Source organism: Pseudomonas sp. Rh2 (assembly GCF_040762985.1).
Taxonomy (GTDB): domain Bacteria; phylum Pseudomonadota; class Gammaproteobacteria; order Pseudomonadales; family Pseudomonadaceae; genus Aquipseudomonas; species Aquipseudomonas taiwanensis.
This window is the reverse complement of sequence record NZ_CP142890.1, coordinates 2804944-2821444: the sequence shown is the minus strand read 5'-3', so window position 1 is coordinate 2821444 and position 16501 is coordinate 2804944. Positions and strand designations below refer to the sequence as shown.

Here is a 16501-nt window from a genome sequence, read left to right as displayed (position 1 = left end):
TCAGGGTTGCGCCGCGTTCTTCTGCTGTTTTTTCCAGCGCTCGAGGTTTTGCTCAAGCCATTGCGCCGGCAGCGGCCCATCGACGATCGCTTTCATTTTCTGCGCCAGCTGTTGCCGAAGCAGAGGCTGGTTGCACGGCGATTGATGTGACAGCGCCAGATACAGCCCCTCGCTGGCCACCGGTGGCTCCAACACCTTCAGTAGCGGGTCCATGCCCAGCGTACGCGCCAGCGCCATGCCGGGGTATTGCTCGTAGACCACATAGTCGTTGCGCTTGTGCAGCAGTTTCTCGAAGGCTTGCCTGGCGCTGGGCACCGCTTCGAGGTTCAGGTGTGCCTTGGCGTAGTCGTCGAACTGCTGGCCATGGCTGTTGCTGACCAAGGTCCCGCCCTTGAGTCCTTGCAGGTCAGCCCACCCCTGATAGGCAAAGACGCTGTCCTGGCGCACCCAGACCACGCTGGGCGTATGCAGGAACGCCGGCATCACGAAATCCATCACCTGTTGCCGCGCCTGGGTCAGGAAGTAGCCCGCCATGAGGTCGATACGGCCAGTGCGTACTTCCTCCTGCGCCCGGGACCAGGGCCCGGTATACAACACCTGTACCTCCAGGCCCAGGCTTCTGCCCAGGTGCAGGAGCAGGTCGGCATTGGCGCCGATCAGCTGCCGTGGATTGTCCGGGTCACGCCACAGGTAAGGCGGATACTCGGGATTACCTGTTGCAGTGAGATAATGGCAGTCTCGCGCCGCCAGTGCCGTCTTTGGTAGCACCGCCAGGACGCAGACCAGCAGAATCGCCAGGCAAGGACCACGCTCATCCATGTACGACCCTCGGCACGGTTGGCATTCGACGGCCAGACATGAATGCCATCGCTGCCATGGTTCAATGGCAGCGATGGCATCGCAAGCCGCTCGCATCAGACAGTCTGGACCATCGACGGCCAGCTGCCAGGCCGCTTTTGGCATCACAGGTAAAAGCCACGAGCGGCTATCCGATGAACCATCCAATCGCACAACAGGGCCGATGCCGTGGGCGCGTGCTCCTGTCAGAGATGGCGAGTGATACCGCCATCGACCTTGATGTTCTGCCCGGTGATGTAAGCGGCACCCTCCCCGGCCAGGAAGGCAATGGTCGCTGCAATTTCCTCGCAGGTACCGTAGCGCTTGAGCGGTACGCTGTCGCGGCGCTGCTCGGTGGCGGGCAGACTGTCGATCCAGCCTGGCAAGACATTGTTCATGCGGATGTTATCGCCGGCGTAGGTATCGGCGAAAATCTTGGTGAACGCGGCCAGACCTGCGCGGAACACCGCCGAAGTGGGGAACATGTCGCTGGGCTCGAATGCCCAGGCCGTCGAAATATTGATGATCACTCCACCGCCCTGGCGCTGCATGATAGGCGTGACCAGGCGGGACGGACGGATGGCGTTGAGCAGATAGGTGTCCATACCCAGGTGCCAGTCGGCGTCGGAGATTTCCAGGATCGGCGCGCGCGGGCCGTGACCTGCGCTGTTGACCAGCACGTCGACACGGCCCCATTTTTCCGCCACGGCATCGACCAGGCGCTGGAGATCCTCATTCGACTGATTGCTACCGGTCACGCCGACGCCTCCCAGTGCGTTGGCCAACGCCTCACCTTTGCCCGACGATGAGAGGATGCCGACCTTGAAGCCATCCGCTGCCAGACGCCGCGCAGCTGCCGCGCCCATACCACTGCCGCCTGCCGTGATGATCGCTACTTTTTCTGTGGACATAATGCCTCCTCTGGATGGACATCGTGTGAATTGATGTCATCACACTAGCAGCAGAGTCGCCGGTGAGGGAGGCAGCCGAAGTTGGTGCTGGCAGTAGCAAAACTACTGTCTACAGATGAGCCTGACGCAACAGCCAATCCTTGACCACCGCCAAACCTGGCGGTGTACCAGCCTTGCGTGGCCAGACCAGATAGAACGCCTTATCGAGCCGCAACTGCTGGGCAAACACTTGCTCCAGTCGTCCGGCATCGATGTCTCCTTGAACGAACATCTGGCTGGCCAAGGCAATGCCCTGGCCGTTGATGGCAGCTTCGATGGCCAGCGACGTCTGGTTGAACCGCACGTTTTTCGCCGTGCCCTGGGCGTGCTGCGCAAACAACGCACCGGTAAATTCTGGCCAGAAATCATGCGCATCATGCAGCATCACGAAGTCCTGCAATGCCTCGAAGCTGTCGGGGGCCCCCTTGCTGGCCAGCAACCGTGGGCTGGCCACCGCCACGATCCGCTGGTCCATCAGCAACTCGGTATTCAGCCCTGGCCCGAACGGGGGCTGGCCATAGCGCACCGCCAAATCGACACTATCCGTGCTGAAGTGCGAGAGCTTGTCCGTGGCCAGTACGCGCAGGTCGATATCCGGGTAGTCCTCGGCGAAGGCCCCCAACCTTGGGATCAGCCACTTCGAGGCAAAGGAGGGGGTGACGCTGACCGTGAGGTGAAGCGGCTGCGGCCTGAGCAGACGGGTCGCCTCGTCGATCATGGACAAGGCGCTGCGCACGCGGCTGGCGTAGGAGCGCCCGGCATCGGTCATGCCTAGCCCTCGCGGCAAGCGCTCGAACAGACGAATCTCCAGGCTGGCTTCCAGCCCGCGAATCTGCTGGGCCACCGCAGCCTGGGTAACACCCAGTTCCTCGGCCGCCAGGCGAAAGTTCAGATGGCGCGCAACCACTTCGAACACCCGTAGGGCGTTCAACGATGGCAGGTTCGGGAAGCCTTCGGGCATAGGGAGCGATGTCTGTTGGTTAAGTAAGGAGCGTGGTCTGCCCCAGAAGCACGGCGGCGCGAGCAGGACAACTGGGACAGCGACTCGAGGAAGCTAGCCTCAAACTGCCGCCAAATAAACCGGCAGCGGAAGAAAAAGTCACGCACAGGTTGATGCGACGCCACCGCTTATCGGGCGGTTACACAAAATATCAGGGCACTGAGTGCTGGGAGTGTGTTGGGCTGACTATGCTGGTGCTTAGCTACCGGCAATTGGCTATTGCACGCTTGCGCATGGAACGTTGTAGCTCGCCACACCTTCTTCAGGCGCTACCCGCGCTGGGGTGGTTGGGCTTATCACGAGGACGATTCAAACATGCAGACCTCGGAACGAACGCCCCCGCTTACCCCTCATTCACTGATATCGCAATGGCCAACCCTGGTCTTGTGGGCATACCTTCTGTCCCCCCTGTTGATACGGGGCATTGCCAACCAGCAGCATGCGAGCATCGACTTGCTGGCCCTCTATAACCTTGCCATCTCCGGGCTTTGGCTGGTGTTGCTGCGGCTCGTTTCGTCCAATCAGTTCAAAGTCCACGCGCTGCTGCTGCCCTTCTACCTGCTGGCCACGATCGACCTGTTCCTGGTACTGAACTTCAACTCCCGGTTGACTGCTACCTATGTATTCATTGCCCTGACCAATTACAAGGAGGCGAGCGATTTCGCAGCCACCTACTGGAAGCCGGTCGTCTCGGTGCTGGCCATATTCGCCCTGTGCTACGGCCTGGGACTGGCCGGGCTGTACAAACGGCGCTACTACAGAAGCCCGGCCCTCGCCTTGTTGACGGCCTGCACCCTGCTGCTAGGTTACGGCGCCTACTTCTACAAGACAGTCAAACTCAACAGCCTTGGCACAAGTGCAGTCCTGGACCTTGCCGCAAAGGACCAGAGCACGCCGTTCGGCTACCTGTCGCAGATCGGCCTGACCACCTACCTGCACATGCAATCCCAGGAACACATCAGCAAACGTCGCACCGCGAAGATCGACATCATCAGCCAGGCCGACGAAGCGAGTATCGAAACAGTGGTGTTCGTGATCGGCGAATCGTCACGGCCACATAACTGGTCACTCTATGGCTACCACAAACCCACCACGCCGAACCTCGACCGGCAAAAGGGTATCTACAGGCTGGACAACGTGTGCACCACCTCGCCGTATACGTCGGTGGCCGTTCCCGCCATGCTCAGCCTGTCGCCCATTTCCAACTGGGACATGATTGCCTCGACCCAATCACTGGTCGGCATCTACCGAAAAGCGGGCTACGACACCCACTGGCTTTCGGTCCAGGAAGTCGACAGCTTCGGCGGCATCATCCCGCACATCGCCGCGGAAGCGCAGTACCGTCAGTATTTCGAACGCAGTCATGACGGCGCCCTGCTTCCTGCCTACGAAAAAATAGTGCGCGACGGCGGCACGCGCAAACAGGCGATCTTCATCCACATCAAGGGCAGCCACTTCGACTACGCCCGGCGCTACCCCGACAACTTCAAGCAATTCAAACCGGCCAGCGGCAGTGCGAAAGACCAGATCACCGCAGACTACGACAACACCATTCTGTACACCGACTGGCTGCTGAACAGCCTCATCACCCAACTGCAGGCCCGTCGACGGCCTGCCCTGCTGGTCTACGCGTCCGACCATGGCGAAAATATCCTGGACGATCACCGCGAGCTGCTGGGTCATGGCATCGGCAATGAATACGACCTGGCGGTCTCTTCGTTCATCTGGGCATCCGACAACCTGCCGGCACCGCTCAACCTCAGGCTCGCAAAACTCAAGGACCGGGCCGACCAACCCATCAGTACCTCTTCGCTACCCCATACGCTGCTTGGTATCACGGGTGTGCTGACCAATGAATACAACAGCGCCCACGACCTGATGACCGATGCGTTTGTACCGTCCAAATGCCCGTACTTGCTTGGCTCAGGGTATGTACCGTCGTTCAAGTTCAGCACCCGCTAGCGATCGGTCGCATGTTCATCAAATCGATTGAACATCTGCGAAAAACACGCTTCAAACGAAGATACCAATCGCCACCTGCGAGGAGCCTGTCATGACCCGCGTCCAATCTGGACAGCGACCGCCCATGGGGACGCCACGCCCATGAAAATGCCCGGTCGCTCGCCCAATGCCTGCCTACAACTGGACTATGTGCGCGATACGCTTTTCGGGCCCGTGGCCCAGAGCGTCGAATGCCAATGCCAACTGGCCGCCCTCACGCTCCAGGGCCGCCCCGCGTTACGCCTGCACATCTGCCCCCCGCTGCCAGATAAAGTCGACCGTGCCCATAGCGTCGCCTTCATCTGGGACGGGCGAGACTACCGTGGAGTGGTACGGGACCATGGAAAGTGCGGAGACGGCGGGCTGAACCTGTTGCTCGAACTGCAGTAGCGGGGATCGCCCCCGGCCAGCTTAGGCCAGCCGGGGCTAGAGGCTAGACACTGTCAGGCAATGGCTTTCAGCACCGTTGGCTGTGCGTCACGAAGGGCGTGCAACTGACTGACCAGATGCACCAGGTCACGGCAACTGTTCAGATTCTGCAGCGGGATCGATGTCAACGTTACACCGTCATCGAGCGATTGTCCCTGGCCAAGGCGGATTGTCAGGGTGGCGCCGTCCGGGCAGCTTACCTCGCAACGATCGGGCAGGCAGGCTTGCTCGATCATCTGCCGCATCTCTAGCATCGAAACTCCAATCAACGACATGGTACGACCCTCTCTGTACTGGATGGCCTGTTGTGTGAGTACGCCTTTGCCGCGTGGGGTGCCAATTGATAATGCGCATGTCCAAGCGGCACTCCATGTGCCTGAACAATGATCGGCTCAGATATCCCTAAGCACCTTAGTGGAAGAATGCGATCCGGGCCGGGTGGTTCGACTGGATGCTGGCAGTTCGCGACGGGCGGTCAGTGCGCGGCACCGTCGCGGTCCTCGGCCATCTGTCCGAACCGACCGGCATGGAAGTCATCGAACGACTCGGCGATCTCGACCTGACTGTTCATCACGAACGGACCATAGCCCACTATCGGTTCGTCGATCGGCTCACCACTGAGCAGCAACACACTGCTGTCCTGCTGCGCCTCGATCACCACATGCTCTCCGTCGCGCTCGAACAGCACCAGGCTGGCCGGGCCGGCTTCTCGCTCGCCGTTGGCGCGCAGCATACCGCGCAACACCACCAGAGCGGCCGTGCGCCCCTGCGCCACCGGCAACTGCAGCGAAGTACCGGCTTTCAGGCGCAAGTCCCAGACGTCCATCGGGGTAAAGGTGCGGGCGGGGCCTCGCCGGCCTTCGTACTCACCGGCAATCACCCGGACACTGCCCCCCTCATGCGCCAACGGCACCACAGGAATGTCAGAGGCCAGCAGCGTCTGGTAGCCCGCAGCGGCGCGCTTGTCCCGCGCAGGCAGGTTGACCCAAAGTTGCACCATTTCGAGGGTACCGCCTTGGCGCGCGAACGCTGGCGAATGGAATTCTTCGTGAATGATGCCATTGGCGGCGGTCATCCATTGCACGTCGCCTGGGCCGATCAGGCCGCCGGCACCCGTGGAGTCACGGTGCTCCAGTTCGCCCTGGTAGACGATTGTCACGGTCTCGAAGCCCCGGTGCGGGTGCTGCCCAACCCCACGCCGGTCATGGGTGGGCGTGAAGTCATGGGGCCCCGCGTAGTCCAACAGCAGGAATGGGCTGATCTGGCTGGCCAGGTTGTCATAGGTGAACAGGCTGCGTACCGGAAAACCGTCCCCCACCCAGTGCGCATGGGGGCTGCGGTGGATACCCAGTATCGTTTTCATGAGAAGTCTCCTCTCTCGGCTGGGCTCACCTTAACAACCATGTCAATCCGCCGGAAGACGGCTCAAATGGCATGGATCGTTCCACTGACAGGACAATACGCTCATTGGTGAAGAAAGGAGAGCACCTGTTCCGCCGCCATGACAGGGTCTTCCTGCATGAAGCAGTGACCACCGGGTACGGGTAGCGCGGTGACATTGGCATTGAGCGTGGCCAGGCGGTTTACCGAGCGAGGGACGAAGGGATAGGTGTGCTCGCCGTACAGCACCAGGGTCGGCACCTGGATACGGGCAAGATTGGGCCACATGCGGGTGGGGAAAGAACTGAATATCTCCACTTCGCGGCTGGGCCGGCACTTGAGCACCACCCCTTCCCCGCAGTCACCGATAGCGTGTTCGACGTAGGCCTGCAGCGCTGCGGCGCTCCACCCCTTGAAGATACCCCGCCCTTGAAGCGAGGCCAGTGCGGCTTCGCGATCCGGCCAGTGACTGCGGCGGCTGGCCGCCTTGCGCGCCAGGGCATGACGACGATGCAGGCCAACCATTGCGGCCGCGCCCATGACCCCGATCATCCGCCGACTGAACAATACCGGGTCAAGCAAAACGGCTCGCGCGAAGGCCAGCGGGTCGCTGGCCAGCATCAGCCCGGTGAGCACGCCACCGAAGCTATGCCCGACGGCATATCGAGGTACATCGCCATATTCGCCGCGTCCCGCTTCGAAGGCCTCCAAGGCCAGTGCCGCCGTGCGGTTCCAGCCCAGAAAATCACCGCCGTGGTCGCTGTCTCCATGCCCCTGCACGTCGCTCAGCCACAAGTCGAAATGCTCTGCCAGACGCATCAACAGTGGCTGGTAAGCCAGGCTGCAAAAACCATTGCCATGGAGAAAATGCACCAGCGGCTTGCCACTGGCTGGCGAACGCCAGCCGCGCAAGGTGAAACCTTCGGTGCAGGTATGGGACCAGGGAATCAACTCCATCGGCGCGCGCTACTCATCGTTCTAGGAAAACGCCGATTCTACAAACAGCAACGGGTACAGCGAAATCACCAGCAACAAGGCCATCAGGACATTGAACAGCATCAGCCAGCGCGGGTTCTGCAGCACATTGCGCAAGGCGCTGCCGAACATCACCCAGACCCCGACGCTGGGCAGGTTGACCAGGGCGAACACCGCAGCGATCACGATGACATTGAGCACATAGCCTTGGGCCGGTGTGTAAGTGGTGATCGCCCCCACGGCCATTACCCAGGCCTTGGGATTGACCCATTGAAACGCTGCCGCGCCCCAGAACCCAAGGGGCTTGCGGGCGCCGGAAGAAGAGCTGCCGACCGGTCCGGAGGTGGCGATTTTCCAGGCCAGGTAAAGCAAGTAAACGGCGCCGGTATAACGCAGCACGGTATACAGCGGCGGCCAGGCCTTGAACACTTCGCCCAGGCCAAAGCCCACCGCCAGCACCATCACCATGAAGCCGACACTGATTCCGATGGCGTGGGGAATGGTCCGACGCACGCCGAAGTTCACCCCCGACGCCAGCAACATGGTGTTGTTCGGCCCTGGGGTGATGGAGGAAACGAAGGCGAATAACATGAAGGCCATGAGCAAATCGGCAGAGGCAAGCATGATCGGCATTCCGCATTTATTGTCGTTGCTGCCACACTAGCCGAGTCGCCCTGACTGCAACCGATACAGTTGGGTTAAATTAAACAGATACAAATCACTGTACCGACCCGCGATGTTCTCCACCCACAAGGACGCCCCATGAGCCTCAACATCCGCCCTGCCGTTCGTAGCGATGCTGCGCAGATTTTGGCCTTCATCACCGAGCTCGCCGACTACGAACGTGCCCGCCACGAAGTGGTCGCCTCCCTAGCCGACATCGAGCACAGCCTGTTCGACGAGGGCAGCACGGTGCATAGCCTGATCTGCGAGCGAGACGGCCGGGCCATCGGCTTTGCCGTGTATTTCTACAGTTACTCGACCTGGCTGGGGCGCAACGGCATCTACCTGGAAGACCTGTACATCACCCCCGAGCAACGCGGCGATGGCGCAGGACGGCAACTGCTGCGGCACATTGCCCGTGAGGCGGTGGCAAACCAGTGTGGGCGCCTGGAGTGGAGCGTGCTGGACTGGAACGAGCCCGCCATCGGGTTCTACAAATCGTTGGGCGCAGAGGCCCAGGATGAGTGGGTCCGGTATCGGATGGAGGGTGAAACCTTGCTGGGCTTCGCCCACGGCTGAGGCGGAACGGCCTGGCAGCCCAACTCGCTGTGACAATCGGCGTCACGGGGATTATGCTCTGTAGGCATGTCCCCACGTTTCAATATGTGAGCGCCGAATATGAAAATCGATGACATGGACGCCTTCGTGGCGGTCATCCGTTGCCAGTCGACCAACCTTGCCGCCGAGGCCCTGCAACTGACCCAGCCGGCCATCACGCGCCGGGTGCAGAACTTCGAGCAAGACCTGGGCGCCACCCTCCTCGACCGCAACACCAAACCGCTCAGACCGACACCCATGGGACTGCGGGTATACGAGCAGTGCAAGGCCATCCTGCGCGAGATCGACTCGCTGCGCGAATTGGTGGCCAACGACGGTGCACCGTCCGGCACCCTGCGACTTGGCGTGCCACAGACACTGGGCGATGTGATATTGCTCGATGCCCTGGCGCAGTTGCGCGAAACCTATCCGCAACTGCGTACCCAAGTCACCAGCGGTTGGGGCAGCAGCCTGATCGCCCGTATGGAAAATGGCGAACTCGACGCCGCTGCGGCGCTGTTCCCGCCGGGCAAGATTTTCCCGGAGGGCATCGCCAGCCAGTCGGTTGCACGAATGCCGTTGCGAGTAGTGGCTGCCAAGGGGAGTGCCAGCAAACGTAGCTTCAAGCTCAAGGACTGCTACACCCGCGGCTGGGTACTCAACCCCGATGGTTGCGGCTTTCGCGCCGGGTTGCAGCGGGCACTGAGCGAACAGGGCCTGAGCCTGACGATCAACCTGGAGACCTTCGGTACCGAGTTGCAACTGGGCCTGGTCGCCACAGGCCAAGGACTGGGCCTTGTGCCAGAACCGCTGCTGGAGGGCAGCCGCCATCGCGATGCACTGGAGGTGGTCAATGTGTCCGACTTCAAGCCGCAGGTCGACTTGTGGTTGTTCCACCCCCGATACCTGGGGAATCTGCAAGAGCCGGTTGAGTTGTTCGGGGAAATCGCGGGCAATCGATTGAAAGCGGAGTGAGCTCGCACGCTCCTATCGCCGGCCCTTGTGAGAGTGGGCTTGCGAGGGGCGAGCCGATCCGCGCCGGCACCATCGCTAAATGCACATACCGCATAAATAAGAAATTATTTTATTCTCAAAACAAATAATTAGCATAGAACCAAAAAGACTTTTACAGCATCCGCTCCTACGAATACGTTCTTTGAAACCTAACGTGTTCCAGGGATGGATGAATGCCCCATGAGTCACCCCCGTCCACGCCCCGCAAGACGATATGGTGCTCGGCCAGACCGTGCGCACTGCGCTGGCGGAGGTGGCCGCAAGAGCCAATCGGTGATCACCGGCCAATTGCAACTGGACGAGCCGGCCGATGCGATGGGGCCTGATCGCTCGGCCCAGCCTCAAGGTCACCGCCCGGAGCCACTTCCTGTCGGACATCCGCTCTATCGCCATCGGCGGGTGTACCTGTCGCCTCACGCCTCGGTGATTTTCGAAGAAGGCTACCTCGCCCTGCAGGACGCCTTCCTCGACAACTGTGCCCGTTCCCCCAAGCAAGCCCCGCTGCGCGGGTGGACACCCAGCGCGGCTACCGTTCCTGACTTCTGGAGAGCATCATGAGTTCATTGTCTGCGGTATCCCCCAACGAAAGCGGCGTGCGCCAGCGGGTCGGCGCCGAAGAATGGGAGGTGCGAGTCAAGCTCGCCGCGGCCTACCGGCTGGCGGCACTGTTCCGCTGGACCGACCATATCTACACACATTTTTCGGCCCGCGTGCCTGGGCCGGATGAACACTTCCTGATCAACGCGTTTGGCCTGTGGTTCGACGAAATCACCGCCTCGAACCTGGTGAAGGTGGATGTCGACGGCACGATCATCGACGACCCACTGGGCCTGGGCATCAACCAGGCCGGCTACGTGATTCACAGCGCTATCCATCGTGCCCGCCCCGACCTCAAGGCGGTGCTGCATACCCATACCCGTGACGGTGCCGCCGTGTCGGCCCAGCGCAAGGGTCTGCTGCCGATCTCGCAACATGCCCTGGCTTACTACAGCCGGGTGGCCTACCACGACTATGAAGGCGTCGCGCTGGACCTTGACGAGCAACAACGACTGGTGGCCAACCTGGGCACCGGCAATATCCTGATTCTGCGCAATCACGGCCTGCTGACGGGCGGCATCAGTGTCGAGCATGCCTTTCGCGAACTGCATGGGCTGGAGCGCGCCTGCAACATCCAAGTGGCGGCGCAAGTTGGCGGCCATGATCAGTTGTTGCATGCATCGCCGGCAGCGATCGCCAAGGTCCATGAGCAATCCAAGCGGTTTTCCGATGGGCAGGGTGAGGGCATCAAGCGGCACTGGGATGCACTGATTCGGCAACTGGACCGGGAGGGGCTTGATTACCAGCGCTGATTGGATCGGCCTCATCGACTGCACGTCGGCGGCGTTCTGGATCGGCACCCAAGCCCATCGCAAAATTACAATAATGCATTTATATATATATTTTTTATGAATAATAAACATAATTAGAATAGAACCACAAAGCCTTTCACAACCTCACCCCACAACCGCTAAGTTCACTGCAGACCGACCCCTTTCCTGGCGGAGGCCGACAACCACCCACTTCCCGGCCGCCTGGCTCGCCTCGACCGGACAGACGCGGCGGCCTGAGCCCACCACGACAGAGAGTTCTGATTCATGAGTCTCGAATTCATCGGCCTCATCGGCCCCCAGGAAGGCAGCGAATCGCAGGCGCCGCGTGGCCCGCTGGTCGACCTCGAATTCATCAGGGCCTTTTCCCACGCCCAGGAATACGGCGGTTTCGACAAAGCGTTGCTGGCAGTCAACACCAGCGAGCCGGACTCGCTGATTCTGGCCAGCTATGTGGCGGCGCTAACCGAGCGCATCGGCCTGCTGGTGGCGCACCGCCCCGGGTTCCAAGCGCCGACGTTCGCCGCTCGACAGCTCGCCACCCTCGACCAGCTCAGCCGTGGCCGCGCCTCGATCAACATCATCACCGGCGGCGATAGCGGTGATCTGCAACGCGACGGCGACTTCCTCGACAAGGATGCACGTTACGCCCGCACCGACGAGTACCTGGAGGTGATGCGCAAGACCTGGACCCGCACCGAACCTTTCGACCACCACGGTGAACACTACCGGGTCGAGGACAACTTGACCCTGGTCAAGCCGGTGGCCAAGCTGCCTGTCTACTTCTCCGGTGCCTCTGACGCGGCGGTGGAGGTGGCGGCCAAGCATGCCGATGTCTACATGATGTGGGGCGAACCGCTGGAGCAAGTACGCGAGCGCATCGCCAAGGTGCGCAAGGCCGCGGCACGCTATGGCCGCGAACAGAAGATCCGCTTCAGCCTGTCGCTACGGCCGATCCTTGGTGCCACCGAGGCAGAGGCCTGGGCACGGGCCGAACGCATCCTCGCCGACGCTCAGCACCGCATCGGCTTGCGCCAGGGCAACCGCCGCGATAAAAACGTCGGCAAGAGCAACGTCGGCTCGGAGCGCCTGGTGCAATTGGCCAGCCAACGCAAGGTTCACGACACCCGCTTGTGGACCGAGATCGCTGCGCTGGGCGGCGGAGCTGGCAACTCCACCTCGCTGGTTGGCACTGCCGATCAGGTCGCCGAGGCAGCACTGGCCTACTACGAGCTGGGTGTTACCACCTTCCTGTTCCGTGGCTTCGATCAGCTTCGCGATGCCGTAGAGTACGGCCAAGCGCTGATTCCACGCATCAAGTCGCGGGTGCAGAGACAACCGCCCGAGGGCCAGGCGCTGCAAGCTTGAGCTGACCTAAATCCACTGCGCTTGTGGCAAGATCAGTCTCCCTCGACTGCGAGCCATTCCATGCTCATCGACGAAGAACTGACCCTCAAGAAGCTCGAGACTTTTCTCGCCTTCATGCGCAGCGGCAACCTCGGCCGTGCCGCCGCTGAGTTGTCGACCAGCGCGGTGAGCGTGCACCGGGCGATCCACTCCCTGGAAAGCGCCCTGCGCTGCCCGCTGTTCAAGCACGAAGGCCGTCAGCTGATTCCGCTGGAAAGCGCCTATGTGCTGGAGAAGAAAGCCCGCCAGCTGATTCAGGATGCTGAGCAAATGGTGCGGCAGACCCGGGAAGCGGCAGGCTTCTATGCCGAGCGCTTTCGGCTGGGTGCGCTGTACTCGCTGACGGTCAAGACCGTGCCCAAGCTGGTGATGGGCCTGAAGCTGCGGCGCAGCGAACTGAATATCGACCTGACCCTTGGCTCGAACATCGACCTGCTACAGCGCCTGAAAAACCACGAACTGGATGCGATTCTGGTGTCGCTGGACGACAGCGTCGATGACCCGACCTGCGAACAGTTGCCGCTGTTCTCGGACGATATCTTCCTTGCCGTGCCCACCGATTCGTCGTTTGCGGCACAGGCCGAGGTGGACTTGGCGGACCTGGCCGATTCTACCTTCATAACCCTGACCCAGGGCTTCGCCACACACCGTGATGGCGCGCGGGTGTTCCAACAGGCCGGCTTCGAGCCAAAGGTAGCGATGCAGGTGAACGATATCTTCACACTGTTGAGCATGGTCAGCTCGGGCGTGGGTTATGCCCTGCTACCGGGGCGCATCGCCGCAGTGTACGAGAACCGCGTGCGGCTGCTACCGCTGCAACCGCGCTACCGCTTGCAACAGCACATTGGCGTGGTGTTTCTCAAGGCCCGGGAGCGAGAGCCGAACCTGTTGGCGTTGTTGGCTGAATGCCGGATGTATAGCCGGGAAAACTGAGCGAGTTTCATTGCCGTCAAGCCGACGCCTGCCGATTGAACCTGCAGGCGCCGGCTTGCTGGCGATAGGCTGCACCGCAACGCAGACGCCTAGCCCACCAGCCCACGCACACAGAAGTACAGTATCGAAGGTCCCATCAAACACCCCAGCCCGGTATGGAAGGTCGCCGTCAGAGCGCCATAGGGCACCAACCGTCGATCCGTCGCCGCAAGGCCCGCTGTTACACCCGAGACTGTTCCCGCCAGCCCGCCGAACACCATGGCCGAACGTGGGTTGTCCAGGGCCAGCAAGCGCGCAGAGACCGGAGTGAACACCATTACCAAGATCGCCTTGATCAAACCGGTGGCAATCGACAGCGCGACCACGTCCGAACTCGCCCCCAGCGCGGCGCCAGTGACCGGCCCGACGATATAGGTCACTGCGCCGGCTCCGATGGTGGTCATGCTCACCGCATCGCGATAACCGAAGGCATAAGCAACCGCCGCCCCGACCATGAACGGCAGCACCGTTCCCAGCAGCAGCGATACTGCACCGATCATCCCCGCCTTGCGTGCTTCGGTGGCCTGCACCTCGAACGCTGTGGCGACAATCGCGAAGTCACGCAGCATGGCCCCTCCCATCAGGCCGATGCCCGAGAACAGCGCCATATCGGCCAAGCCTTTCTGCCCGCCGGTCACGGTGCCGCCGACCCAGGCCAGTGCCAGGCCAATGACGATGGCGATGGCCGATCCGTGCACCCGGCCGAAGGTCAGGTATTTCGACAGCAGTACCGACAACCACATGATCCCACCCACCACCGCGAACGCGGTGATCAGGCCGTTGTGCTCCAGGGCATTGTCAATGATCGGCCACATGATCAACGACCTCCCGCAGGGACGACCTGCGTCTGGGTTGCGGGGTCCGCATTCAGCGCGGGCAAGGGTTCGCCGCGATGGCTGCGGCTGATCAGGGCGATCGTCAAGCCGCAAACCAGCACGGCACCGACCGCCGCCAGCAGTGCGGCAGGCCCACCATGCAGGGCCGTGACCACGTTCTGTTGGGCCGCCATGGCCACCACCACCGGGATATACATCGCGCCCCAGAACCCAACGCCGAATTCGCATTCCTTGCTCATGCCGCCGTGGCGGTGCATGTACAGCCTCGCGCAGATCAGCAGGATCATGGCGATGCCAACCCCGCCCACATTGGATTTGACCCCAAGCAGCACGCCCAGGAAGTCGCCGACGATAACGCCGGCCAGCGTGCATACCGCCAGCAGAGCCACACCATAGATAATCATTGTCGTTGTCCTCAGCTTGTGTCGAAGTTGCTTGTTGTTGTTCTTCGATAACGCTTTTGTTGCGCTGCCCGTGCCAGCCTCATCGCCGGCAAGCCGACGGCTACCGCGGCTGAAGGAGACAGCTAGCCCAGGGACATCATCGGTCGTTGGCCACCTCCTGACGCAACAAGACGTCCATGGTATCGGGCCGGGTCGACTCGACTGCCAGCACCCTGCCCTGTTCGAATACAGGACGCGCCAGGCCGCTTAATACGCTGCCTGGCGGCAGTTCCAGGTGCAGGCGCACACCGCGCTCATATGCGTTGCGCAACGTAGCACGCCAGTTCACCAGCCGCGCCATGTTGCCTGCCAGGTCGTCGCGCAGGCGCTCTGGGTCGAAGATCGGCCGGCCGCTGGTGCTGCTCAGGTAGGTGATACGTGGACGGCGCAATGGCACATCGGCAAAGGCTTCGGCCAACGTCCGCGCGGGTTCGTCGAGCAAGGCGCAATGGGACGGCACGCTGACAGCCAGGCGACGAGCGACGCCCTGGCCTTGGCGGCGAACGCGAGCGGCGACTTCATCCAGCGCAGTGTCTCGGCCGGCGATGACGATCTGGTTGTCGCTGTTGAGGTTGGCCAGAAACACCTCGCCCCCCACCTGCGCCAGCAGACGCTCGACACAGGCCAGGTCCAGGCCACTGATGGCGATCATGCCGTACCCTTGCGGATAGGCGCGTTGCATCAACTCGCCACGCAGGCTTACCAAGCGCACGGCATCACGCCAATCCAGCGCGTCGGCGGTCACTGCGGCGGGATAGGCCCCGATCGACAGCCCCGCCACGTAATCCGGGGCTGGGCCGCGCTGCATCAGCCAACGTGCCCACGCGACGCCGACCAGCAGCAGGCACAACTGCACGGCACGGGTGGAGTGCAGGGCTGCTTCACTGTCCAGGTCCAGCACCTGTTCGCCCAAGGTATCGCTGGCCTCTTCGAGCAGCCGCCCGGAACCCTCGGGCAAACGATGCAGCATGCCTGGCTGCTGAACGCCCTGGCCGGGAAATGCGAACAGACTGCTCACGCCGCACACTCCAAGGCGTTCCAGGGGTCTGTCACCAGGCGGGCGCCATTGGCCGACTTGAGCAGAACCCGCCGTGCCATCCCCGCCCAGTCGCGCAGGGCGATGGCGCCATTTGGGGTGTCCAGTTGCAGGTCGATACGGCAGGGAGCGCAGTCCAGAATGGCCAGCAGTTCCCGCGCCTTTGCCCGTGCTACCGGCTGCGGTGTGCGCAGCAGCAGATCCAGATCGCTGGCCAGGTGCAGCACATTGCGAGCGGTGGCGATCTGGTACCCCACGCTTCCGGTCGGCCCCCATTCCAAGCCTGTGCTATCGAGCACCGGAGCCACCGAAGCCAGGGCCTGCAGTGCCGGCCAGGGGCTATCGCCCTGCCAGCGCAGCGCTTGCGGGCTCAACCGCCGCTGGACTTTGGCCAGAGGCATCTGCACGCCCAGGCGCTGCTCGCGTCCGTGCCCACGAAGCCCCACCGCCACCCAGCCGGGTGGACTGCAGGCCCGACGGACCACCACGGGCTCGCCACCTGCCAATACCTGATGCGCCCAGGCCGGCGCTGCATCAGGCAGGTTCTGCGGGGTCATGCCCCAGAGCAGGTCGTGGGGGTATGGGACGCCCATC

19 protein-coding genes are annotated in these 16501 nt (G+C 62.0%); 8 read left to right on the top strand and 11 right to left on the bottom strand.

The window, feature by feature from the left end:
• From VXM67_RS12730 to VXM67_RS12720, 3 genes are all read right to left on the bottom strand, one after another.
• Positions 1–819, bottom strand: a complete 819-nt coding sequence (locus VXM67_RS12730) for an ABC transporter substrate-binding protein (protein ID WP_041925654.1) — start codon at positions 817–819, stop codon at positions 1–3.
• A gap of 224 nt (positions 820–1043) precedes the next feature.
• Positions 1044–1748: an SDR family oxidoreductase gene (locus VXM67_RS12725; protein ID WP_186599191.1), complete on the bottom strand. Its 705-nt coding sequence runs from the start codon at positions 1746–1748 to the stop codon at positions 1044–1046.
• A 109-nt stretch (positions 1749–1857) separates the two neighbouring features.
• Complete coding sequence (locus tag VXM67_RS12720; protein WP_023380309.1) at positions 1858–2748, bottom strand: LysR substrate-binding domain-containing protein; 891 nt, start codon at positions 2746–2748, stop codon at positions 1858–1860.
• 354 nt (positions 2749–3102) lie between these two features.
• Here VXM67_RS12720 and VXM67_RS12715 point away from each other — a divergent pair, with 354 nt between their 5' ends.
• Together VXM67_RS12715 and VXM67_RS12710 are read left to right on the top strand one after the other, a co-directional pair.
• A complete protein-coding gene (locus tag VXM67_RS12715) occupies positions 3103–4749 on the top strand; it encodes a phosphoethanolamine transferase (protein WP_367237050.1) in 1647 nt (548 codons plus the stop codon).
• A gap of 141 nt (positions 4750–4890) precedes the next feature.
• Complete coding sequence (locus VXM67_RS12710; RefSeq protein WP_023380307.1) at positions 4891–5178, top strand: hypothetical protein; 288 nt, start codon at positions 4891–4893, stop codon at positions 5176–5178.
• A 53-nt stretch (positions 5179–5231) separates the two neighbouring features.
• Here the strand turns inward: VXM67_RS12710 and VXM67_RS12705 are convergent, their stop codons facing one another.
• The 4 genes from VXM67_RS12705 to VXM67_RS12690 form a co-directional block, all read right to left on the bottom strand.
• Positions 5232–5492 carry a DUF1652 domain-containing protein gene (locus tag VXM67_RS12705; RefSeq protein WP_027907792.1) on the bottom strand — a complete coding sequence of 87 codons (261 nt, stop codon included), beginning with the start codon at positions 5490–5492 and terminating at the stop codon, positions 5232–5234.
• Between the two features lie 200 nt (positions 5493–5692).
• Positions 5693–6580: a pirin family protein gene (locus tag VXM67_RS12700; protein WP_027907791.1), complete on the bottom strand. Its 888-nt coding sequence runs from the start codon at positions 6578–6580 to the stop codon at positions 5693–5695.
• A gap of 101 nt (positions 6581–6681) precedes the next feature.
• A complete protein-coding gene (locus VXM67_RS12695; protein WP_023380304.1) occupies positions 6682–7554 on the bottom strand; it encodes an alpha/beta hydrolase in 873 nt (290 codons plus the stop codon).
• 21 nt (positions 7555–7575) lie between these two features.
• A complete protein-coding gene (locus VXM67_RS12690) occupies positions 7576–8205 on the bottom strand; it encodes a LysE family translocator (protein ID WP_023380303.1) in 630 nt (209 codons plus the stop codon).
• Between the two features lie 129 nt (positions 8206–8334).
• Between VXM67_RS12690 and VXM67_RS12685 the strand changes: the two genes are divergently transcribed.
• The 6 genes from VXM67_RS12685 (at position 8335) to VXM67_RS12660 (ending at position 13553) form a co-directional block, all read left to right on the top strand.
• Entirely contained in the window at positions 8335–8814 is a 480-nt protein-coding gene (locus VXM67_RS12685; protein WP_023380302.1) for a GNAT family N-acetyltransferase, read from the top strand.
• Between the two features lie 99 nt (positions 8815–8913).
• Positions 8914–9807 (top strand): LysR family transcriptional regulator, encoded by an 894-nt coding sequence (locus VXM67_RS12680; protein WP_023380301.1) that lies wholly within the window; start codon positions 8914–8916, stop codon positions 9805–9807.
• Positions 9808–10026: 219 nt separating this feature from the next.
• Positions 10027–10404 (top strand): hypothetical protein, encoded by a 378-nt coding sequence (locus tag VXM67_RS12675; RefSeq protein ID WP_238346520.1) that lies wholly within the window; start codon positions 10027–10029, stop codon positions 10402–10404.
• A complete protein-coding gene (locus tag VXM67_RS12670; RefSeq protein WP_367237049.1) occupies positions 10401–11195 on the top strand; it encodes a class II aldolase/adducin family protein in 795 nt (264 codons plus the stop codon). The genes VXM67_RS12675 and VXM67_RS12670 overlap by 4 nt, the downstream gene beginning before the upstream one ends.
• 285 nt (positions 11196–11480) lie before the next feature.
• Positions 11481–12581, top strand: coding sequence for an LLM class flavin-dependent oxidoreductase (locus VXM67_RS12665; protein WP_186599189.1), 1101 nt, complete (start codon positions 11481–11483; stop codon positions 12579–12581).
• 60 nt (positions 12582–12641) lie between these two features.
• Complete coding sequence (locus VXM67_RS12660) at positions 12642–13553, top strand: LysR substrate-binding domain-containing protein (protein ID WP_027907788.1); 912 nt, start codon at positions 12642–12644, stop codon at positions 13551–13553.
• Between the two features lie 89 nt (positions 13554–13642).
• Here the strand turns inward: VXM67_RS12660 and madM are convergent, their stop codons facing one another.
• The 4 genes from madM to VXM67_RS12640 form a co-directional block, all read right to left on the bottom strand.
• A complete protein-coding gene (madM, locus tag VXM67_RS12655; RefSeq protein ID WP_027907787.1) occupies positions 13643–14407 on the bottom strand; it encodes a malonate transporter subunit MadM in 765 nt (254 codons plus the stop codon).
• A gap of 2 nt (positions 14408–14409) precedes the next feature.
• Positions 14410–14832 (bottom strand): malonate transporter subunit MadL, encoded by a 423-nt coding sequence (gene madL / locus VXM67_RS12650; RefSeq protein WP_023380295.1) that lies wholly within the window; start codon positions 14830–14832, stop codon positions 14410–14412.
• A gap of 136 nt (positions 14833–14968) precedes the next feature.
• The gene (gene mdcH / locus VXM67_RS12645) at positions 14969–15889 is read right to left on the bottom strand and encodes a malonate decarboxylase subunit epsilon (protein WP_027907786.1); all 921 of its coding nucleotides are present in this window, start codon (positions 15887–15889) and stop codon (positions 14969–14971) included.
• Positions 15886–16500, bottom strand: a complete 615-nt coding sequence (locus VXM67_RS12640) for a malonate decarboxylase holo-ACP synthase (RefSeq protein WP_027907785.1) — start codon at positions 16498–16500, stop codon at positions 15886–15888. Before VXM67_RS12640 ends, mdcH begins: the two co-directional genes overlap by 4 nt.
• Position 16501 lies beyond the last annotated feature (1 nt).